This is a genomic window from Exilispira thermophila (assembly GCF_055389015.1).
Window position 1 is genome coordinate 2,110,402 of sequence record NZ_AP042476.1, and the last position, 21,264, is coordinate 2,131,665.

Here is a 21,264-nt window from a genome sequence, read left to right on the forward strand (position 1 = left end):
TTTGACATTAATAAAATGGATGTCAATTTTATTTAGTTTTTAAATTGTAAGGAACAGTATCTGATGCTTTATCATTTACTATATTTTTCTTTTTTACTTTTAAAATTATTTCATCAGGAACTATTTCCAATATATCATATTGTTCAGGTACTTTTAAAACCGGAATAATTTTATACGATCCCTCACTAAAAAAAGAATCCCCATTGATTTTAAAAGATAAATTATTAAGAACTGTTTCATTTTTTAACATTGGTGGTACTAAAAGTTTTACTGATAATTTGTCAGTATTTAAAATATACTCAAAATCTGGATTTTTATTAATAATGATTATCTTAATGTTATTAATTTCTTGAAGTTCATATTGTTTCTTAATTTCAATTATCGCTGAAACTTTTTTGGGAGATATTATTCTTATATTTTTTATATTAAAAGTAATATCTTTTAAAACTGTTCTATCAAGACCATCTACATTAATTGGATCAGTTTTAATTGTTTCCATATTTTCAAGAATAGATTTAGGTCCTTCTACAAGAACTTTATCAGAAGTAAAATAAACATTAGAAATTACATATCCAGTTAATGGGTCATTTATAATATCAGGTTTAATTTTTAAAAACTTTGAAACCTTTCTATCAACTACAATAGTAACAAATTTGGGTTCAATTTTATAAACTCTTGTTTTATCAGGTAATAAATCCTGTTCTAATTTAATTTTTATTATATTTTTCCCTAATTTTACATTTGTTAAATCTATATAAGGTTTTAATATCTTTTTATCTATTAAAGAAATATTTTCTTTAGTTGTTTTAAAGTAAATACTAACTTTTGTATTATCTACTTCTTTTATTATAAAATTTGTATCTAGATTTTTAAAATCAATATCATTTACAATTAAACCAGAGGAAAGTTGTATATCTTCTATATAGTAAAAAAACAATAAAGAAAAGATTATACTTAAAATAAAAGCAAAAAAATGAGATTTAACATCTAAAATAAATTTTTGAAAAATATTTTTACTATCCATTCTTTTCCATTTCCTCTTCAATGAACAACAAATTTTTTAATAATCGTTTTAACTCAATTTTTGTTAAATTAACATGCATTGACCCATTTTCACATAATGAAATTCTCCCAGATTCTTCTGAAACAATTATTGATATAGCGTCTGACTCTTCAGAAATACCCATACCAGCCCTATGTCTTGTACCCATATGTTTTTCTGGTAGTTCTTTTTCAGATAAAGGTAATATTGCTGAAACATACATTATTCTATTTCCCTTAATTACAGCAGCTCCATCATGAATTAAGGACTTTTTATCAAAAATAAAGAAGAAAATCTCTTCAGATAAAGTTGAATCAATTGGAACATAACTTGTTAATAGAGGAAGTATATTTTCTTTTCTTTCAATAACTATTAAAGCTCCAATTTTTTTTAAAGATAATTGTTCACATGAGTTTACAATTATATTTAAACTTTCTAACTCCTCTTTGGTTAACTTTTTTAATCCAGATTTTTTACCCAGCATAATAAGTAATGATCTTATCTCAGGACTAAAAATTAAAATTAAAATTATTACAAGGTATGAAATTATCCTTTCAAATAACCATGAAAAAATTGGGAATTTGAAAAAATCTAAAACAAAAAGGATGATGAAAACTAATAACAACCCTTTAGCAAGATTACCTGCTTTTGTTTTTTGAATAAAAATATATATATAAAATATAATAAGAGTCATAAAAGTAATATCCAGACTGGGGATTAAATATTTTTCAAGAATAATATTTAAATAATATTCAAAGTTCAAATCTATTCACCTTAATAACATTTTCATAAATTTCTAAAACATCTTTCATTTCACTAACATCATGTACCCGTATAAAACTTGCACCAAACAGTGCTGCAATAAGATGGGAAGATAGTGAACCATAAAGTCTATTTTCTACCTCTTTATTTAAAACCATACCTATAAAAGATTTTCTTGAACCTGCATACAATATTGGCATACCAAATGTTGAAAATAGATTTAAAAATTTTGTTAATCTTAAATTATCTTCAAGTCTTTTTCCAAATCCAATTCCTGGATCTATTATTATTTTTTTTTCACTTACCCCATTTTCTTTTAAAAAAGAGACCCTTTCATAAAAATAATCATACACTTCATCAACTAAATTATCATATGAAGGGTTTTTCTGCATATTTTTAGGTTCTCCCTTTATGTGCATTAAACAAACTGGAACATCATACTCCTTTATAATATCGAGCATTTTAGGGTCAAATCTTAAAGCTGATATATCATTTAACATATCAGCTCCCATATCAAATGCAATTTTAGCAACCTCTGATTTGTAAGTATCAATTGACACAGGAATATTATAATTTTTTTTAATAAAAGAGATTATTTCTTTAACCCTTTTGATTTCTTCATCTACTGGAACTCTTTCTGATCCCGGTCGTGTTGATTCACCACCAACATCTAAAATATGTACCCCATTTTCTATCATGTCTTCAACTGTTTTAGCTAAATTTTTCTCATTTACCCTTGAATCAGGATAAAAAGAATCAGGTGTAGCATTAAGTATTCCCATTATATATTTATTTTTTTTCCAGAAAAATTTTTTATCACCAATCTCAATAAATGTTTCCTTATCATTTTTATCTTTCAGAATATTATCAAGATCTTCTGATAGATTTCTTAAACTTTTAAATGGTTGAAATTTCAGTTTTTTAATTAACTTCTGGATTTGATATTCAGTAGCTGAAAGTAAAACATTACTATTTTCAGCTTCCATTGTAAATGTTTTATAAGAAATTGAAAGTTCTGCACCATAAGAAAGTGCTTCCTGCTTTAAAATATTCGCAGCTTTATAATTTATGTCTCTTATCAAAAATCTATAAAATCTAGATTTTGGGATTAGTATATCAAAAGCTTCTGGAGATACTTCTATATCTTTAAGCTCTTTTTTAATATCAATATAATCTAGTGGGCTTAAATCGTAAATTTTTAGTTTTAACATATATTCTCCTATAAAAATCAATATTAAATATCAAAAAATCTGCTAATTTATCTAAACGAGGTAAAACCTCAAATCATTGCTTTCAGGCAACAGAATAATCTTTATCTAACAATATATCATTTGATTTTCCTGGATCATATTCACAACCATTTTTTAATAATGTCCATACCAATTTACTTAACTTTCTTGAAGTCGCTATTATTGCTTTTCCACTTCCTTTTATCTTTTTCATATTTCTATAAGATTTCATATATCTGTTTTCTCTTTCTCTTTTTACCCTTATCATACCCATTGTCATCTGTACAAATGCTGTTCTTAATTCACTAGAACCTCTTTTAGTTATATTCCCATATCTTTCCTTGTCTGCTGAATTTTGTACCCATGGTACCAATCCACAATAAGAAGAAAGCTTTTTATATGAACTAAATTTATTTATGTCATCTATGTAAGCCCTTAAAGTAATTGAAGTTATCAATCCACATCCTGGTATTGTCCTTAGTATTCTTACTGCTTCATCTTTTTCTGTCATCTTTGAAAGCTCTTTCTCTATTTCTGATATTAAACTTTCTATACTATTTATTGTTTTTATTATCCCTGATACTATACTTTTTTTTATTGGGTCCGATATTTGTTCTATAATTTTTACCCTTCCTGTTTTTGTGTTAAGCTGTCCATTCTTTGTTTCTATACCCATTTCTAACATTATTCCATGTATTTGATTCTTTAAACTTACATTGGTCTTTTTTAATACTGACCTATGCTTTAATAAATCTCTTAAATTTTTACTATCTTCTTTACATAAATTTACTTCTGGTATCATATCTTTTGATAAAAATTCTGCTAATGTCCTTGCATCATGTTTATCTGTTTTGTTTATTGATTCATTTATTACTTTAAACTTTAAGGTATTTACTACATGTACTTTAAATCCATAATTTTCCATTTCTCTTTTAAAATATCTTGTATTTCCTGTAGATTCTACTGCTATTTCAATTTCTTCTGGTTGGGATAATTTCTTTAACAATCTTACAAATTCCATATATCCTTCTTTTTTTGTAGAAAATTTCCAATTAATATCTGCAATCCTTTGTTCTAAATTTTTTATACATACTGTCATTTGATGCTTGTGTAAATCAACTCCCACTGATAGTTTCATCTGCCTCCTCCAATTATTTTTTTTAATTGAAAGCAGATTCTTTACGATATTTATTACAGAGAATAATCCATTCTCCTATTCAATCTGGATTGTTAAAATCCGATTATTATGTTGATTCGGCTGTAGGCTCTTCATTCTCCTAAACGGTCTTTTTGACCAAATTAAATGTCGAACCTAAGCCTATCTGCTTTCAGGTTTATTTTCGTTGCCTGAAAGCAGTTTCTTTATCCCCTGCTATTGATTTTTATCACATCTCCTAAACTTACTTAAATTCCAATATATTAAATTAAAACATATTAGCTTAAAACAACATTTACAATTCTATCAACTGAAAATCCTGCCATATCAAGTTGTTCATCCCTTTTTGCATGTGGAATAAACTCTTTAGGTAAATAAAATCCTATTATCTCTTTTTTTTTAAATTTACTATTACTTTGTTTTATATCTTTATAAATTTCTAAAGTTTTTGAATAGATTGGAGATGGAAATTGAGATTCTTCCAGTATAATTAATTTATTATAATTTTTAATTATATCTAGAAGCAAATTATTCTTAAGAGGATTAATAATTGGAAAAGAATAGATCGCAGGATTTATCCCTTTTGCTAATAAGAGCTTTTTAGCTTTTATTGTTCTTATTAACAAAGAACCAGTAGCAATAATTGCAACTTCTTCACCACTTGATAATTTATAACCTGAAATATCATCTAATTTACTTAAATATTCAATAAGATGATTATTATTTTTAAATTTATTTATTTTTTCATTAAAATTGTCTAAATCAGGAAGTGTTTTAACAAAAGCATCTTCATCTATTTTGAAAAATTCATTTTCTATCTCTTTTATAGAATAAGCTCTTGTTTTAGGATATTGGATAAAAAAAGTTTTATCTGAGTTTAATCCTTTTTCTAAAAAATATAAAAACTCTTCTTCTAATGCTGGATTAACAACAAAAGTATTGGGAAGAGTTTGTAAAAATGTTTGCATATAAACACCATGATGAGTTGGACCATCAGGACCTACAAGTCCAAAACGATCAACACAGAATAAAACAGGTAATTTGTTTAAAACAATATCATGATAAATTTGGTCCATAGCTCTTTGAATAAAAGTTGAATAAATACAACAAACTGCTTTTTTTGATTCTTTTGATAAAGATCCAGATAAACTCACAGCAAAACTTTCTGCAATCCCTGTGTCAATAAATCTTTCAGGAAAAAGGGATTGAAATTTTTTTAATCCACATCCAACTCTCATCGCTGCAGTCAGTGCATAAACATTTTTATATTTTTCTCCTAAAATAGAAATTGCATCCTGAAAAACTTGAGTAAATGTTTTTTCACTCTTTTTTACAAAATTTCCTGAAATAATACTGAACGGCTTAGCTGAATGGAAATCCTCAGGATCACTTTCAGCTTTAGAAAATCCATATCCTTTTTTAGTTATAACATGCAAAATTAATGTTTCAGGATAATTTTTAGCAAATTCTAAATATTCTATCAATTCATCTAAATTATGTCCATTAACTGGACCGACATAAGGTATACCTAACTCTTCAAAAAGTCCATTAGCAGTAAAAGTGCTTTTTATTCCGGTAATAGTTCTTTTTAATATTCTATTAACCTTTTTAGGTAATAACCCTTTTCTTTCCAGCTTGTTTAAATAACATCTAATTTTCATTCCAGTTGAAAATCGTGTTAAAGATTTACTAATTGCAGATTCAGTTCTTGAAATTGACATCCCGTTATCATTTAAAATAATAATCATCTTTTTAATCTTATAGTTAGCTATAAAATTTATAGATTCAAGCATTTCCCCATTTGTTAAGGAACCATCACCAATTACAGCAATAATATTTCTATCATTATATGAATTTTTTTTATGTTTTTTTAAATTATTGTTTTTACTAATATTGTTTATACAAAAACCAGCTGCCATTGCAATTGCTGTACCAACATGCCCTGTTTTATATAAATCTGTTGGATGCTCTTCTGGATCAGGGAATCCTGAAAGTCCATCCTTTTGTCTTAAAGTTGGAAAATGTTTGTACCTTCCTGTTAATATTTTATGAACATAAGTTTGATGACCAACATCAAAAACAATTTTATCTTTTTTAAAAAAGTTAAATACATAGTGCAAAGCAATAGTTAATTCAACAACCCCTAAATTTGAAGAAAGGTGACCTCCAGTTTTAGACAATGATTCTATTAAAAATTTTCTTATATTATCTGAAATTTCTTTTAATTGATGCCGATTTAATGACTTTAAATATTCTGGGTTGTTAAAATTATCAAAAATTTGATATTTTTTTAAATATGATAGTTTATCATTGGATTGATTATTTAAGTTAATTGTTCCATTGTCCATAAAAACACCTTAAGAATATTATCAATATATATCACCAATATATGTTTTAACTATTTTTATTATTTTATCAATATTTTTATCAATATTCAGTAAATTAATCCATATTATTTCTGGATCCCTTTTAAACCATGTAAGCTGTCTTTTTGCATATCTCCTTGTATCCCTTTTTATTCTATCAATAACTTCATCAAGTTCATTCCCTTTTGAAGATTCCTCAAAATACTTAAAAAGATGAGAATAACCAATAGCTTTAAAAGCTGGTGCATCTATACCTTTGTACCTGTTATACAAAAAATTAGCTTCTTCAACAAATCCCTGTTTAATCATCAAATCTACTCTTTCATTAATTCTTTTGTATAGAATCTCTCTTGGTAAATATGTACCTATTTTTAAAATTTTATTTTCTTTTTTTGATATTATTTGTTCTAATCTATCTAAATCAATATTATCAAGATGAACATAATTTAATTTATTATTTTCAAGATTATTTTTTTTATCTTTAAAATTAATTTTACTATTTTCTAATATGATTTTTGATTTTTTAAAATCAGATTTATTATCAAATAACATCTTCTTATGAAATGCTGAAAAAGGTTTAGAAGTTAAAATATAAACTTCCAATGCTCTTATAATCCTTTTTTTATCATTTTTAGCTATCTTTATAGCATAAGTTTCATCTACCTGTTTAAGCTCATTATACAGATATTCAATACCATATTTAGCAACCTTTTCTTCAAGTTTTCTTCTAATAGACATATCAGCTTCAGGAATATCATCAAATCCTTTAGTTAAGGAATCAAAATAAAGTCCAGTGCCTCCAACAAAAAGAGGAATTTTGTTTTTTTTATAAATATTATCCAGAACTTTTTCACAATATCTTAAATAGTCACCTGTAGAAAAGTGAACATCAGGTTCAACAATATCTATTCCAGAATATTTATAATAATTTATCTCTTCTTTTGAAGGTTTGGAAGTACCAATATCCAAATATTTATAAATTTGCATTGAATCCATTGAAATAAGAGAAATGTTAAAATTTTCAAAAATTTTATGTGCTAAGGCAGTTTTACCTGACGCTGTTGGTCCTACTATAAAAATAGCATTATTAGTCAGATGGTTCATCTTTTTCGTTATAGTACTTAACTTTTCCTGTAAGAACATCAAACATAGCAAGACCTGTTATTTTTTGTTCAATTTCAGCATTTTCCCCTTTTGAAGTAAGAGGCTCATAATTATTAAGAATAGGCATATTGTCTTTTTGAACAGCTGGTTTTAATTCTTCTTCTTTCTGTTTTTCCAGTAAAATAGAATAAACTCTTTTAAAACATGCTTTTACAAGTGTATATCTATTCCCTTCAAAATTAATAATTTCTTTTAAAGGAAAAATCATATCTTTTTTCATCCACAAATACTCCCGGGATTATTTTTAAAGCAAGGAAAGTTTACATTTTTTTTTCTTATTTTCAACTTTTTTTACAAAATTTAAAAAATTTTCTTTGATTTTTTTTTAAAAAATTATAAATTTGTTAAAAATTTTGTTTTTATATTTATAGATATATTTAAATGCAAATTTTTATTATGAAACTCAATAAAATTTAAATATTGCATTTAATTTTTCTTTTTACAAATTAAACCTTTTGTTTTCATAGATAAAGAATTTTGTTCTTTTTTTATTATATATATAAGGATATGTAAATGAATAGTATGACAGGATATTCTATATTTAAACGCGAAACTTCTGAATACTCTTATGCAATTGAAATTAAAAGTTTAAATCATAAATATCTTGATTTAAAATTTAATATACCCTATTTTTTTGGAGAAATTGAAAAAGATTTAAGGAATATCATTAAAAATTATATTAAAAGAGGGAAATTAGAAATTAATATTAGATTTATAAGCCTGAACTCTTTTCAAGAAATTACAATTAATCATAAACTTGCTATGGCTTTTAAAAGTAAACTTGAAGAGTTAAAAAAAATACTAAAAATTAAAGAAAAAATTCATCTTGGTCATATTATGCATTTTGAAGGTATAGTCAATATCAATAATTCTTTTAATTCTGGAGAATACAAAGATTCACTTTTATCTGACTTTGAAGATACTTTAAAGAAATTGGTTGAAGAAAGAAAAAGAGAAGGGGAATCAATATATAACTTTTTTATTCAAACTAGATCTAAACTTTATGAAAAATTAAATTTTATAGAAAATAATGAATCAAGAGAGACAAAATATTATTTTGATTATGTTAAAGAAAAAATGAAAAAACTAATCAAAGACCTTAATCTTGATGAAAAGTTAATTGTAGAAGAAGCTGCTTTATATGCTGCTAGATATGATATCACTGAAGAAATAAAAAGAATTCATGAACACTTAACTTACTTTTATTCTATTATTGAAAGTAAAGAATCTATTGGAAAAAAACTTGACTTTATATGCCAGGAACTTATGAGAGAAGTTAATACAATATGCTCAAAATCAATAATAACTGATATAAAAAAAGCAGCAATAGAAATGAAAGATTATATCGAAAAGATAAGAGAACAAGCAAGAAATGTTGAATAAAAATCATTAAATAAAGAAAGGTTTTAAACTTTAATTAAAATTCAATATTTGTTTTTTAATAAAAACTTTATTTCTTAATAAAAATTTTATTGTTTTATACAACATTAATAGATATTTTAATTAAATTATGTAAAAACAAATTAAAGAAATCAGATAGTTTAAAAAACTTTAGTTAATTTTTATTTTATATATTCATTAATAATTGTCTCGATAATTGCAAACACTTTTTCAAGGTCATCATTAACAACCCAATATTTATATTTTTCTTTTTTTAAAAGCTCAATTTTAGCAGTTTCAAGTCTTTTCTCTAAATCAAAATCTTTTTCGCCACCCCGTTTTATAAGTCGTTGTTTCATAGTATCAAAATCTGGAGGTAAAATAAATATTGAACACAGGTTATTATACAAATCTATTACTCTTTCACCTCCCTGTACATCAAGCTCAAGTAAAACTATTTTCCCTTTATCTAAAATACTATCAACATATTTTTTTGATGTACCTTTATATTGTCCATATACATTTGCCCATTCAATAAACTCATCATTTTCAATCATTTTCTCAAATTCTTCTTTTGAAACAAAAAAATAATCCTTACCATCAATTTCATCTTTTCTTCTTGGTCTGGAGGTATAAGAAACAGAAAATTCTATTTCAGGAAATTTTTTTTCGATCATTTTTCTCAAAGTTGTTTTACCTGACCCTGAAGGACCAGAAATCAAAATAAGTCTTCTTCTCAATTTTTATTTCCTTAATTCTAAAATAATAATTATTTATTATAAGTTTATATATAAAATATAAATTTATCTTAAAAATATATTCTATTCTTTAATATAATTTGTAGTTTTTTTGTTATTTTTATTTTTGATTTTTTATTATATTTTACTTTTGCCTCTTTTTTTATTAATATTTCATTCTAAATAAATCTGAATAAATCAATACTAATTTTTTATATTATCTATATCGATTGATATTCTTTGTATTAATGTTTCAGTTTGAAATGCTGATAAAAAAACTTGGTTAGAATCCAAAACAATTATAGACCTTGTTTTTCTACCCTGAGTAGCATCAAATAAAACCCCTTTTTCCCTTGCATATTCTTTAAGCCTTTTTGAAGCTGACCCTTCAGGATTTAAAATCCCAACTATTCTAGAAAGATTTAAATAATTACCATATCCAATACTAACAAATCCAGAATTATTATTCATCTTATTTACCCTCTTGATTTTATAGAATAATATATAAATATTATAATGATGTCAAATTACTATACATTAGCAAATTTATATATTTTTTATAAAAAAAAACAATTATTTATAATATTTTTTTATTTTTTTTACATTTTTTAAATCCTGATTTTTTAAAATTTATGATGAATTTTTTTTTAATTTAGTTAATATTTTGACAAATAAAATTATAGGAGAACTTTTATGGCAATTGTAAAACCTTTTAAAGGAGTTAGACCAAAAAAAGAATTTGTTGAAAAAGTTGCCTGTCCTCCATATGATGTTATGGATAGAGATGAAGCAAAAGAGATGGTTAAGGGCAATCCATATTCTTTTTTGCATATAACAAGAGCAGAAGTTGATTTTCCAGATAATGTTGATGAGCATGATGAAAAAGTTTATGAAAAAGCAAATGACAATTTGCAAAATTTTTTAAAACAGGGAATTCTTTTTCAGGATAATAAACCTGTTTTTTACATCTATAAACAGAACTGGAAAGGTCATTCACAAACTGGAATTGTTGCAGTAACTTCCTGTGAAGAGTATGATAAAGGGATTATTAGAAAACATGAATTTACAAGAAAAGATAAAGAAGAAGATAGAACAAAAAACATATTAATTACAAAGGCTAATACTGGGCCTGTATTTTTAACTTATAGGGATCATGAAGAAATAGTTAAATTTATTGACGATGTAATTAAAAATCTTGAACCTGAATATGACATAACTGATGAAAAAGATGTTGAACATATTTTTTATGTCTTAAAAGATGATCAACTAATTAACAAAATGGAAAAATATTTTCAGAATGTTGATATCCTATTTATTGCTGATGGACACCATAGGTCTGCATCTGCAACAAATGTATGGAAAATAAAGAAACAACAAAATAAAAATCATACTGGAACTGAAGATTATAATTTTTTTCTTTCTGTAATTTTTCCTGCTGAGCAATTAAGAATTTTACCTTATAATAGGGTTGTCAAAGACTTAAATAATTTATCAAATGAAGAATTTATAAACAAGTTAAAAAATATTTTCAATATAGAACAAAATGGGAAAAAGGAACCTGAAAAAAAACATGAGATATGTATGTATCTTGATAACAAATGGTATACTTTGTCTGTAAAAAACAAATATATTTCTGATGACCCTGTTGATTCTTTAGATGTTGCAATTCTTCAAAACAATGTATTAGATAAAATTTTAAGTATTTCAAATCCAAGAACTGACAAAAGGGTTAAATTTGTTGGAGGTATAAGGGGTGTAAGTGAACTTGAAAATCTTGTCAATTCAGGTAATTTTAAAGTTGCTTTTTCTATGTTTCCTACATCAATTCATGACCTAATTGAAGTTGCTGCAGCAAATAAAATAATGCCTCCTAAATCAACATGGTTTGAACCTAAATTAAGATCAGGACTTGTTATCCATAAACTTGAAGATTGATTAAAAAAAATGTTTTTTTAAATACTAAAACTAGACAATATAATTATTAAAAAAAAATATATAACAAAAACATTATTATAAACCATATAATATTTTAAAAATTAATATAATACAAAAAAATATAAAAAGAAAAAAATCTATAATCATAGTATTTTAAAAAAATTAAGAAAATTAATTATGAAAATAAAATTAAAATTTGTTGCAACTTTAAAATTTGACAATATTAAAAGTGGGGATTATCTGGAAATCCCCACTAATTATTCAATAAATGAACTTTTAGATTTTTTAAAAATCAAAAATGAGCATAAAAAATATATAATTGCTTTTGTTAATCAAAAAGAAGTTAAAGCAAATTATATATTAAAAAACAATGACGAAGTTAGTCTTTTTTTACCAATTGGTGGTGGGTAATTAAATCACAAAAAATTAAAAAAATGAAAGATGCTAGAAACAATAATTCAAATTTACTTTTCAATCAAATGTTTTCAAAAATGCCAGAAAATCTATTAAGTAAACTTAATGATATCAATTTTGGAATTGCTGGATGTGGTGGGCTGGGATCAAATATTGCATTAACTTTAGCAAGATGTGGTGTAAAAAAAATTATTCTAGTTGATTTTGATAAAATAGAAATTTCAAATTTAAATAGGCAACAATATTTTTTTAATGATATCGGAAAATTTAAAGCACCTACATTGAAAAATATTATTAAAAAGATTAACCCATTTGTTGAAGTTAAAGCAATAATAGGAAAAATCAATAATAACAATATTTTTAAATTATTTAAAAAATGTAATATTGTTTTTGAAGCATTTGATTCTGTTGAAGCTAAATCTTTAATTATAAAATCATTTGGAAATCCCTTATTTTCAGATAAATTGCTTATTGGAGCAGCTGGGGTTTCAGGTTTTGGATTATCAAATAAAATTCATATTGAAAAATTAGCTCATAATATTTATATAATAGGCGATTTTAAAACTTCCCCAGAAATGGGTTTAGTAGCACCTAAAGTTATTCTTAGTGCAATGTATCAGGTAAATTTAGCATTTGATTTAATTATGAATAATGTAATATCACTTTAATTAATTATTTTTATAAACTTTAATATATTGGTAATCAAATTTAATTAGCAAAAATAGATAATTTTAGCTTATTTTTTTTAAAATTTTGACTATAATAAAAAAAGATAAAACTATTAAAAAAAAACAAATATTTACTATTGACAATCAATAAAAATAAAATAGTTTTTTTTTAATGGATTGTGTGTTATTAATTTATTTATATATTAGATGAGGAATTAATAATGGAAAAATTTGGTGGTATTATTTTAGCTGCAGGTCTTTCCTCAAGATTCCCTGAATGGAAACTTGATTATAAATTGAATGGTCAAAGTTTGTTTTATCATTCAATATCACATATGGCTCCTTCTGTAGATAAAATTGTTGTAGTTGGTGGATTTAACTTTGACATCATTAAACATAAACTCACATACTATGAAAAAAACATTTCAAATAAAACGAAATTAATATTTAATAAAAACTACAATAATGGAAATATGTTTGAATCTGTAATACTTGGTGTAAAAAATATTAAGTCACAATATATTTTTATTGTTCCAGCTGATATGCCTTTTATAAAAACTTATGTTTATGAAACTTTAAAATTGTTCAAAGAAATGGCAGATGTAGTTATTCCTTCTTATAATAAGAAAGGAGGACATCCAATTTTAATATCACAAAATGTTAAAAAGGCTATTTTAAAAGCAGATAATTCAACTACTTTAAAAGATGTTATAAACAGGTTTCGAAAAAAGTATGTTGAGATTGATGATAAAGGGATAATTATTGATATAGATTCGAAAAATGACATAGACAATTTAATTACCTTATATTAAAAACTATATTAAAAAAACTATCCACATAATTTTATTAAAATTTTGAATCTCTTATAAAATATTATACATAAATTTTATTTAATATCTTTAAGTTATTTTTTAGTAAATTTATTTAAAATATTTATAAATATTGTTTAAAAATTTCTTGACAAAAAAAAATAAATAAGTAAATAAGTAAACACAAGCAAAATGCTGGCGTAGCTCAATCGGTAGAGCAGCTGACTTGTAATCAGCAGGTTGGGGGTTCAATTCCCTTCGCCAGCTATCTTCAAACGGGGAGGTTCCCGAGTGGTCAAAGGGGGCAGACTGTAAATCTGCTGCCAGACGGCTTCGTAGGTTCAAATCCTGCCCTCCCCATTTTTATATTCTTTCCTTTTTCTTTTTTTTATAAATCACATTTTTATAAATCACATAATTTTTTTATTTTTTTTGCAATTTTTAATAAGTTTATCTTGATTTTTTTAAATTTGATTTTATTTTACTTTATACAGGAAGATATATTTTAAATAGCTTTATTTACTAAGTAACTTTTACTTTTTTTAATTATTCCTTGTTGTATAATATTTTATAAATTAAAAGTAAAAAAGATTTAATAAAAATTCAAAGGATAAAAAATGTCACCTTTTCTTTCTATTTTCAATACAGAGTTATTAAATGCTACAGTTAGATTATCTACACCAATTGTTTTAGCAGCTATTGGTGCTGTTGTATGTGAAAGAGCTGGTATTGTTAATATTGCTATGGAAGGGATAATGATTATAGGAGCTTTTTTTTCAGCTCAAATTGCATATTTTACTGGAAATCCATGGATAGGGCTAATGGCTGGTGTAATTGCAGGAATTCTTTTTTCTGGAATTCATGCTGTTGCTACAATTTCTTTGCATCTTGATCATATAGTTTCTGGTGCAGTTTTAAATATCCTGGCATTTGGAATTACTAGATTTTTTATGATTTTAACTTTTGGACATCCAGGAACATCTGAACAGATTCCTATTTCATTACAAAAGTATAAATTCGCAATCCCATTACTTTCAAAAATTCCAGTAATTGGTCCAGCTTTTTTTGATCAAACTCCTATTGTATATATGTCATTTTTACTTGTTATTATACTTTACATATTTCTTTTTAAAACAAAAACTGGATTGCACATTAGAGCTTCTGGTGAACACCCTTTAGCATTGGAAACACTTGGTATATCTGTTTATAAAATTAGATACATTGCTGTTTTAATATCAGGTTTCACTTCCGGTCTTGCTGGAGCTTTTTTGTCAATCGAAAATTCAACTGCATTTACTGAAGGGATGAGTAGTGGTAGAGGTTTTATCGCTTTAGCTGCTATGATATCAGGTGGTTGGAATCCAATTGGTGCATATTTGGCTTCATTCTTTTTTGGTTTTGCTGATGCTTTACAATATAGATTACAGGCTATTAAATTTATAGCTGTACCATCGGAAGTTTTTATTATGCTTCCATATATACTAACTGTTTTAGCTGTTGCTGGACTTGTTAGAAAATCAAGACCTCCAAAAGTTGATGGTCAGGATTTTATTGTTGAAAAAGAGGAAAGTTAATTTATTAATTTATAAAAATATATTTACAATTTTAAGGAGGATTTTTATGAAAAAAGGTTACAAAATTGTAACTGCTCTATCACTTATTTTATTACTTGCATTATCAATGTTTTTGATAGCTGGTACTGGTGGTAGTAAAGAAACTGGTGAAAAAGAAAAAATTTTAGTTGGTATGGCTACTGACGTTGGTGGTCTTGGTGACAAATCTTTTAATGATGGTTGTTATAATGGTCTTTTAAAAGCTAAAGAAGAATTAGGGGTTGAAACTAGAGTTGTAGAATCAAAACAACAAACTGACTATATTCCTAACTTAACAGGTTTAGCTGAAGATGGTTGTAAACTTGTATTTGCAGTTGGTTTTTTAATGGCTGATGCTATTGTTGAAGCTGCAAACAATAACCCTGATACTTACTTTGCAGGTATTGATATCTGGTTAGATCCTGCTAAAGCACCTAAAAATGCTGTAGGTATTTTATTTAAAGAACAGGAATCAGGATATCTTGCAGGTGTTGTTGCAGGTCTTTTAACAAAAAAATATGCATCTATATCACCTAAATTAAATGACCAGAATGTTGTTGGTATGGTTTTAGGTATGGATATCCCTCCAGTTGAAAGATATCAAGCTGGATTTTATGCTGGTGTTAAATCTGTTAACCCAGATTGTAAAGTAATTTCTGTTGTTTCTGGTTCTTTTAATGACCAGGCAAAAGGAAAAGAAGCTACAATCGCTTTAGCAGAACAGGGCGCTGATATTGTTTTCCAGATCGCTGGTTTAACAGGTCTTGGTGTATTTAATGGTGCTAAAGAAAAAGGAATATTAGCAATTGGTGTTGATGTTGACCAAAACTATCTTGCTCCTGATACTATTATTACTTCTGCAGTAAAAGGTATTACACAGGCTACTTTCCTTGTTATTAAATCATTATTAAATGGTGAATTCAAAGGTGGAGAAAACTTAACTTTTGGTATTAATGAAGGTGCTACTGGAATTTCTCCTTTCCATTCATTTGACTCTATAATTCCACAAGAAGTTAAAGATGCTGTAAATAAAGCTATTGAAGGTATCAAAAATGGTACAATCAAAGTTCCAGCTTCAAGAAAAGAAGCAGGTTACGAAGGTTAATTATAAAAAAGCCAGGTTTAACCTGGCTTTTTTTATATTTTCTCTGCTATCTGTAATTTTAATATTTATATTAAGATTGTATTTTGGTTCAGTAAAAATTAACATAAACAGTTTCTTTTTTATTCTTAGTCATATTTTTAATAAAAATTTAATTTCTTCTAATCTTTTAAACTATTATAATATTATTTTACATATCCGTTTACCCAGGTTTCTTTTAGCTTTTTTAGCTGGTGGCATCTTATCAATAAGTGGATTACTTTTACAAATTATATTGAGAAACCCTTTATCTGGCCCATTTACTCTTGGAATATCATCATCTGCTTCTTTTGGAGCAGTTATAACTGTTTATCTTGCTTTTTTTTCTGGTAATTATTTTTTACTTAAATTTTTACCTATCGGTGCTATTATTGGGGGTATAATTTCTATCATTATCATTTTTTTTATCTCTTTAAAAATAAAACAATTTAACAATGTTATAATAATTTTAATTGGAGTTATTTTAAATTCATTTTTTTCTGCTCTTATCACACTTTTTATTTCCTTATTATCCAATAAATCATATATTGCGATTTCATGGATGATGGGTTATATTACTTCTTCCCCAAATATTAGTTTAAAATGGCTCTATTTAATTGAATTATCTATTTTCATACTTACTTTTATCTATTCAAGAGAATTAACCATATTTTATACCGGAGAAAAATATTCTTTAAATCTTGGTATTGATGTTGAAAAAATAAAAAAAATTATTTTTATTTTTTCATCTTTAATGACATCAATTATTGTTTCTCAAACTGGAATTATTGGTTTTGTTGGAATCATTATCCCTCATATATTAAGAAATATTACTAAACCGCATTATCATATTTTATCTATATATTCATTTATCTGGGGAGGAATTTTTCTCGTAGCTTCAGATATATTATCTCAATTAATTCCAGCATTTTTTGGTTTTTCTTCTGAGTTACCTATTGGAGTTATTACTGCTTTGTTCGGTGCTCCATTTTTTTTATATATTTTGTTAAAAAAACGTTCAGTTTTTTTTGTATAATCATTTTTAATATTTACAAAAAAATAATATCATTTACTTTTTTATATCTTTATAATTTAAAATAAATATTATCAAAATTATATTAAAATAATTAAATGAATAAAAATTAAATACTATTAGTTAAACAAAAACTAAAAAGATTCAAAGATAAATCTCTATGGCTAGCATTATCATTCCAACATATAATAGAAGCAATACATTATTTGATTCTATAAGTTCTGTTTTTTTTCAAAATTTTAAAAAAATTGAAATAATTATCATTGATGATGGCTCATATGATAATTCAATGCAAAAATTTAATCAATTTATTACAAATCCATTTTCATATTTTATTAATATAAATTTTCCTTTTAAAAACACTTTTCTTAAATTTTTTCATTCAATAAAAAAAGATAGTTATAAAGTAATATATGATAAAACAACTATTGATGATAAAATCAAAAATCTAAATATAGAAACAAAAAAAGACATTACATCTATAATAACAGGTACTACTTCTTTTATTAGCAAAATGAACAAAAACAAACTTTTTTTAAGAAATTTTATATATATAAAACTAAAAACAAACAAAGGAACTGCATTTGCAAAAAATTTAGGCATATACTTTTCTAATTTTAAATATATTGGATTTTTAGATTCTGATGATCTTTTTATTCAAGACAAAATAGAAAAGTGTGTAAATTTCTTAAAAGAGAAAAAAGTTTATGCGTGTCAATCTTATGATATTTATTTGAAAGAAGGGAAAAGGATAGAATTACCTAAATCAAGAAAAAAAATTGAAGGAGATATATTTTTAGAACAATTAGAAAAAAACAGGATTTCTATTTCATCATTATTTATTCATAGAAAAATTATTGATAAATTAATATCTATTTATAAAAATTTTGAGTTTTTTCCTGAAAATTTTAAGGTTTTAGAAGATTATTTTTTTTATTTAAACCTAACATATAATTTTAAAGTTTTAATTATTAATGACAAATTAACAGTTATAAGGCAGTCAAAAAAATACAATAATTTAAGCCATAAATATAAAAATTATGAGGAAATTCGTATTAAAAGCCTTATTAGATTTTGTTTAATTTATATTGAAGATTTAATAAACAATAAAAAATTGTTTACTAAAATTATCATTGAAATAATTAAAAAGTATTTGATCCTGATTAAAGGAAAAATAAAAAGGGATAAGTTTTTAGATATTTTTAAAATACAAAAAAATATTTTAATACTACTTGAAATATATAATTCAAAATAATATTTTAAATTTATTTAAAATATTTAACCTAAAATAGAACTCGATTATTTTTTTATTTATTTGCTTTAAGCAAATTATTTGCTCTTTTACAAACTTTTATTTATAGCATATTATTAAAAATATAAAAATGTTACAAAAATTTTTAAATAAATTATTGAAAATAATATTCATTTAAAATAATTATCAGTTGTTTTTTGTAGGTTTTGTATTATATTATTAAAGTAAGTAAAATTTGAAATTTTATGAAGTATAAACTAATTTTTTATAAAAATCTTATAGAAAATTGTTTATAGAATAAAAAAGGAAGTATAATATAAATTAAGTAAAACAATTTCTTTTTAAATATTTGAGGAGGTAATTATGTTAAAAAAGAGTTTTATATTAGCTATTTTTGTTGCTTTTATACTATTGTTTATGTCATGTACTGGTTTTAATCTTTTTAAACCTAAAAATATTGATGAGGTTATAAAAAATCTTCCACCAGATCAACAGGTATCAACTGCACAGGAAGCATTATCTTCTGCAGAAACTGATGAAGATTACATAAACATTGGTGATGCCTTAGCAACTGAATTTCAAAATGCTTTAGGTGATGGAACAGCTGATAATGAAACTGAAGCAGATGCTGCTGAAATTATTGCAACTGCTTATATTCAAGCTTCACCTGTTGGTGATATTATCGGAGAAATTGCTAATGCTCAAGCATCTGGTACTGAACCAGATATTGAAGGAATATTAAATAATCTTGCAGAGGATCCTGAATCTCAAGAAAGTCTTGTTATTGGATTACTTAATGGTGCTACATTTACAAACCTGGCTGCTGATTATGACGCTTCGAATCCTGATGGAACACCTGACGCTGATTTACAACTTACAAATGCTATTTTAAACATTGGTGCAGCTATTGTTATTCAATCTGGTACTACTACAGAAGATTCTGATGGTAATGGTACAGCGGATACTGCTACTGTTCCTTCTGATTCTGCAATTCAAGATGCTATTACTACTGTTTTTGATGATCCAAATGGTGATGGAAAAATCGGAGATAATGCTTCTCCAGATGCTTTAGCTTCTTTAACTGAAGCCAAAAATTCTTTACAGGAATTGACTAGTACTTTACAACCTGATAATCCTGTATATCAATTAGCTGATGGTTTACTTCAGATGTTACCATAATTTTAAATTATTTATAAGAAAGGAGTAAAATATGAAGAAATTAAAATATATTTTAATAACTTTTACAATATTATTGTTTTTATCTTTACCTGTTTTTGCTCAAGAAAAAGCACCACCAATTTTTTATCCCTCACCTAGAGTAGCTGCAATGGGAGGAGCTTATACAGGGTATGCAATGGGTCCTGATGCATTGTTTTTTAATCCTGCAGGTTATTCTTTACCAGGAAATAAAGATTTATTTCTTATAGATGCAACTTTTAGATTAAATAGGGATAGTGTTGAAATTCTTAAAAAAGCTAGCAATGCAAATTTTGATGCTGCTACTTTATTGGCTGATCCTGATTTTATTAATTCATTATTATCTGCTAAATTAGGTATAGGTGCTTCTGGATTACCTTTTGTTGGCTGGGTTGGTGGTGGCCTTGGTATTGGCGTTTTTGATACTGTTAATACATCAATTGTTACATTACCTTCAGGTATTGCACCTTCTGTTAACATTCATCTTTCTGCTGATATTGGAGCAATTTTAGGATATTCTATTAATCTTGGTCCTATTTATTTAGGTGCTAATGTAAAATATTTTTACAGAATGTGGACAAATTATGAAACAGGTTTATTATCTTTAACTTCCGATTTATCATCTCTTGATCCAAACTCCTTACCTTTCGATATGAATTTAGGTCAGGGAATTGGGTTTGACCTCGGTGCTTTATTAAGATTAGGAAATTTACAAATTGGATTAGTTGCTAAAGATATTGGCACTAATATTAAATATTATTCAACAAATAATATAGATGAAGTTGGTACACCTGTTGGAGATGATGTTTACAACATTAGAATCCCAATGCAAATTAATACAGGAATTGCATTGAGAATAGGTTCAATAATACCAATCATCCTTGATAAAGTTGTACTTACTGCTGATATACATGACCTAAATGGATTTATTGAAGAATATAAATCTGGTAATAAATATACTTTAGGAACTAAACTATATCTTGGTGCAGAAGCAAGAGTTTTAGGATTATTTAAAATTAGAGGTGGTTTATATCAGGGATATCCATCATTTGGCTTAACTGTAAATCTTGCAATAATTCAATTTAATTTTACTTATTTTACAAGAGAATTATCACCAATACCTGGATTATTACCCGAAGAAAACTTTTTAATTAATATTTCTATGATATGGTAATTATAATAAAATATAATAAATCTTATATTATATATTATATTTTAAAAATGAATTTTTTAAACAAATTTAGTAAAACAAAAAAAATTAAAAAAAATAAAAATATTAGTTGACAAAATTAGTAAAATTTGGTTTATTTCTACCGATGAGTGGTTGAGCTGCTAGCTCAGTCGGTAGAGCATCGGCCTTTTAAGCCGAGGGTCAAAGGTTCGAATCCTTTGCAGCTCATTCAAAGAA

At 25.4% G+C, this 21,264-nt stretch carries 20 protein-coding genes and 3 tRNA genes; 14 read left to right on the forward strand and 9 right to left on the reverse strand.

Going from position 1 to position 21,264, the window contains the following annotated elements; translation table 11 throughout:
- Positions 1–28: 28 nt before the first annotated feature.
- The 7 genes from ACZ5EC_RS08890 to ACZ5EC_RS08920 all read right to left on the reverse strand — a co-directional run bounded on the left by ACZ5EC_RS08890 (position 29) and on the right by ACZ5EC_RS08920 (position 7,939).
- Positions 29–1,024, reverse strand: coding sequence for a CdaR family protein (locus ACZ5EC_RS08890; RefSeq protein WP_464302125.1), 996 nt, complete (start codon positions 1,022–1,024; stop codon positions 29–31).
- Entirely contained in the window at positions 1,017–1,805 is a 789-nt protein-coding gene (gene cdaA / locus ACZ5EC_RS08895) for a diadenylate cyclase CdaA (RefSeq protein WP_464302126.1), read from the reverse strand. Before cdaA ends, ACZ5EC_RS08890 begins: the two co-directional genes overlap by 8 nt.
- Positions 1,795–3,015: a dihydropteroate synthase gene (gene folP / locus ACZ5EC_RS08900; protein ID WP_464302127.1), complete on the reverse strand. Its 1,221-nt coding sequence runs from the start codon at positions 3,013–3,015 to the stop codon at positions 1,795–1,797. The genes cdaA and folP overlap by 11 nt, the downstream gene beginning before the upstream one ends.
- Positions 3,016–3,097: 82 nt before the next feature.
- Entirely contained in the window at positions 3,098–4,171 is a 1,074-nt protein-coding gene (locus ACZ5EC_RS08905) for an IS110 family RNA-guided transposase (protein WP_464301763.1), read from the reverse strand.
- 296 nt (positions 4,172–4,467) lie between these two features.
- Positions 4,468–6,537, reverse strand: a complete 2,070-nt coding sequence (gene dxs, locus ACZ5EC_RS08910; protein WP_464302128.1) for a 1-deoxy-D-xylulose-5-phosphate synthase — start codon at positions 6,535–6,537, stop codon at positions 4,468–4,470.
- 21 nt (positions 6,538–6,558) lie between these two features.
- Positions 6,559–7,659, reverse strand: a complete 1,101-nt coding sequence (miaA, locus tag ACZ5EC_RS08915; RefSeq protein ID WP_464302129.1) for a tRNA (adenosine(37)-N6)-dimethylallyltransferase MiaA — start codon at positions 7,657–7,659, stop codon at positions 6,559–6,561.
- Positions 7,643–7,939 carry a hypothetical protein gene (locus ACZ5EC_RS08920; RefSeq protein ID WP_464302130.1) on the reverse strand — a complete coding sequence of 99 codons (297 nt, stop codon included), beginning with the start codon at positions 7,937–7,939 and terminating at the stop codon, positions 7,643–7,645. The genes miaA and ACZ5EC_RS08920 overlap by 17 nt, the downstream gene beginning before the upstream one ends.
- A gap of 293 nt (positions 7,940–8,232) precedes the next feature.
- Here ACZ5EC_RS08920 and ACZ5EC_RS08925 point away from each other — a divergent pair, with 293 nt between their 5' ends.
- Positions 8,233–9,102 (forward strand): YicC/YloC family endoribonuclease, encoded by an 870-nt coding sequence (locus ACZ5EC_RS08925; protein ID WP_464302131.1) that lies wholly within the window; start codon positions 8,233–8,235, stop codon positions 9,100–9,102.
- A gap of 179 nt (positions 9,103–9,281) precedes the next feature.
- Here the strand turns inward: ACZ5EC_RS08925 and gmk are convergent, their stop codons facing one another.
- Positions 9,282–9,839 carry a guanylate kinase gene (gmk, locus tag ACZ5EC_RS08930; protein WP_464302132.1) on the reverse strand — a complete coding sequence of 186 codons (558 nt, stop codon included), beginning with the start codon at positions 9,837–9,839 and terminating at the stop codon, positions 9,282–9,284.
- Between the two features lie 201 nt (positions 9,840–10,040).
- On the reverse strand, positions 10,041–10,307 hold the full coding sequence (locus ACZ5EC_RS08935; RefSeq protein WP_464302133.1) for a DUF370 domain-containing protein: 267 nt from the start codon (positions 10,305–10,307) through the stop codon (positions 10,041–10,043).
- Positions 10,308–10,529: 222 nt separating this feature from the next.
- Between ACZ5EC_RS08935 and ACZ5EC_RS08940 the strand changes: the two genes are divergently transcribed.
- The 13 genes from ACZ5EC_RS08940 (at position 10,530) to ACZ5EC_RS09000 (ending at position 21,255) form a co-directional block, all read left to right on the forward strand.
- Entirely contained in the window at positions 10,530–11,771 is a 1,242-nt protein-coding gene (locus ACZ5EC_RS08940) for a DUF1015 domain-containing protein (RefSeq protein ID WP_464302134.1), read from the forward strand.
- 177 nt (positions 11,772–11,948) lie between these two features.
- Positions 11,949–12,182 carry a MoaD/ThiS family protein gene (locus ACZ5EC_RS08945; RefSeq protein WP_464302135.1) on the forward strand — a complete coding sequence of 78 codons (234 nt, stop codon included), beginning with the start codon at positions 11,949–11,951 and terminating at the stop codon, positions 12,180–12,182.
- 23 nt (positions 12,183–12,205) lie between these two features.
- Positions 12,206–12,853, forward strand: coding sequence for a sulfur carrier protein ThiS adenylyltransferase ThiF (thiF, locus tag ACZ5EC_RS08950; protein WP_464302136.1), 648 nt, complete (start codon positions 12,206–12,208; stop codon positions 12,851–12,853).
- Between the two features lie 221 nt (positions 12,854–13,074).
- Positions 13,075–13,665: a nucleotidyltransferase family protein gene (locus ACZ5EC_RS08955; protein WP_464302137.1), complete on the forward strand. Its 591-nt coding sequence runs from the start codon at positions 13,075–13,077 to the stop codon at positions 13,663–13,665.
- Positions 13,666–13,856: 191 nt separating this feature from the next.
- Positions 13,857–13,929, forward strand: a tRNA-Thr gene (locus ACZ5EC_RS08960).
- 10 nt (positions 13,930–13,939) lie between these two features.
- Positions 13,940–14,022, forward strand: a tRNA-Tyr gene (locus ACZ5EC_RS08965).
- 257 nt (positions 14,023–14,279) lie between these two features.
- Positions 14,280–15,236: an ABC transporter permease gene (locus ACZ5EC_RS08970; protein ID WP_464302138.1), complete on the forward strand. Its 957-nt coding sequence runs from the start codon at positions 14,280–14,282 to the stop codon at positions 15,234–15,236.
- A 46-nt stretch (positions 15,237–15,282) separates the two neighbouring features.
- Positions 15,283–16,359, forward strand: a complete 1,077-nt coding sequence (locus ACZ5EC_RS08975; protein ID WP_464302139.1) for a BMP family lipoprotein — start codon at positions 15,283–15,285, stop codon at positions 16,357–16,359.
- A complete protein-coding gene (locus ACZ5EC_RS08980) occupies positions 16,307–17,410 on the forward strand; it encodes a FecCD family ABC transporter permease (RefSeq protein ID WP_464302140.1) in 1,104 nt (367 codons plus the stop codon). The genes ACZ5EC_RS08975 and ACZ5EC_RS08980 overlap by 53 nt, the downstream gene beginning before the upstream one ends.
- Positions 17,411–17,567: 157 nt before the next feature.
- Positions 17,568–18,662, forward strand: a complete 1,095-nt coding sequence (locus ACZ5EC_RS08985; RefSeq protein WP_464302141.1) for a glycosyltransferase family 2 protein — start codon at positions 17,568–17,570, stop codon at positions 18,660–18,662.
- A 360-nt stretch (positions 18,663–19,022) separates the two neighbouring features.
- The gene (locus tag ACZ5EC_RS08990; RefSeq protein WP_464302142.1) at positions 19,023–19,838 is read left to right on the forward strand and encodes a hypothetical protein; all 816 of its coding nucleotides are present in this window, start codon (positions 19,023–19,025) and stop codon (positions 19,836–19,838) included.
- 31 nt (positions 19,839–19,869) lie between these two features.
- Positions 19,870–21,030 (forward strand): PorV/PorQ family protein, encoded by a 1,161-nt coding sequence (locus ACZ5EC_RS08995; protein WP_464302143.1) that lies wholly within the window; start codon positions 19,870–19,872, stop codon positions 21,028–21,030.
- Positions 21,031–21,182: 152 nt separating this feature from the next.
- Positions 21,183–21,255: transfer RNA gene (locus ACZ5EC_RS09000), tRNA-Lys, on the forward strand.
- The last annotated feature ends 9 nt before the right edge of the window (positions 21,256–21,264 follow it).

Coding starts and splice junctions, on each gene's coding strand:
- ACZ5EC_RS08980 (WP_464302140.1), top strand. CDS start 16,307: ATGGTACAATCAAAGTTCCAGCTTCAAGAAAAGAAGCAGGTTACGAAG.
- ACZ5EC_RS08940 (WP_464302134.1), top strand. CDS start 10,530: ATGGCAATTGTAAAACCTTTTAAAGGAGTTAGACCAAAAAAAGAATTT.
- dxs (WP_464302128.1), bottom strand. CDS start 6,537: ATGGACAATGGAACAATTAACTTAAATAATCAATCCAATGATAAACTA.
- ACZ5EC_RS08975 (WP_464302139.1), top strand. CDS start 15,283: ATGAAAAAAGGTTACAAAATTGTAACTGCTCTATCACTTATTTTATTA.
- thiF (WP_464302136.1), top strand. CDS start 12,206: ATGAAAGATGCTAGAAACAATAATTCAAATTTACTTTTCAATCAAATG.
- ACZ5EC_RS08890 (WP_464302125.1), bottom strand. CDS start 1,024: ATGGATAGTAAAAATATTTTTCAAAAATTTATTTTAGATGTTAAATCT.
- ACZ5EC_RS08985 (WP_464302141.1), top strand. CDS start 17,568: ATGGCTAGCATTATCATTCCAACATATAATAGAAGCAATACATTATTT.
- ACZ5EC_RS08935 (WP_464302133.1), bottom strand. CDS start 10,307: ATGAATAATAATTCTGGATTTGTTAGTATTGGATATGGTAATTATTTA.
- ACZ5EC_RS08995 (WP_464302143.1), top strand. CDS start 19,870: ATGAAGAAATTAAAATATATTTTAATAACTTTTACAATATTATTGTTT.
- ACZ5EC_RS08990 (WP_464302142.1), top strand. CDS start 19,023: ATGTTAAAAAAGAGTTTTATATTAGCTATTTTTGTTGCTTTTATACTA.
- ACZ5EC_RS08970 (WP_464302138.1), top strand. CDS start 14,280: ATGTCACCTTTTCTTTCTATTTTCAATACAGAGTTATTAAATGCTACA.
- miaA (WP_464302129.1), bottom strand. CDS start 7,659: ATGAACCATCTGACTAATAATGCTATTTTTATAGTAGGACCAACAGCG.
- ACZ5EC_RS08955 (WP_464302137.1), top strand. CDS start 13,075: ATGGAAAAATTTGGTGGTATTATTTTAGCTGCAGGTCTTTCCTCAAGA.
- ACZ5EC_RS08920 (WP_464302130.1), bottom strand. CDS start 7,939: ATGAAAAAAGATATGATTTTTCCTTTAAAAGAAATTATTAATTTTGAA.
- folP (WP_464302127.1), bottom strand. CDS start 3,015: ATGTTAAAACTAAAAATTTACGATTTAAGCCCACTAGATTATATTGAT.
- ACZ5EC_RS08925 (WP_464302131.1), top strand. CDS start 8,233: ATGAATAGTATGACAGGATATTCTATATTTAAACGCGAAACTTCTGAA.
- ACZ5EC_RS08945 (WP_464302135.1), top strand. CDS start 11,949: ATGAAAATAAAATTAAAATTTGTTGCAACTTTAAAATTTGACAATATT.
- ACZ5EC_RS08905 (WP_464301763.1), bottom strand. CDS start 4,171: ATGAAACTATCAGTGGGAGTTGATTTACACAAGCATCAAATGACAGTA.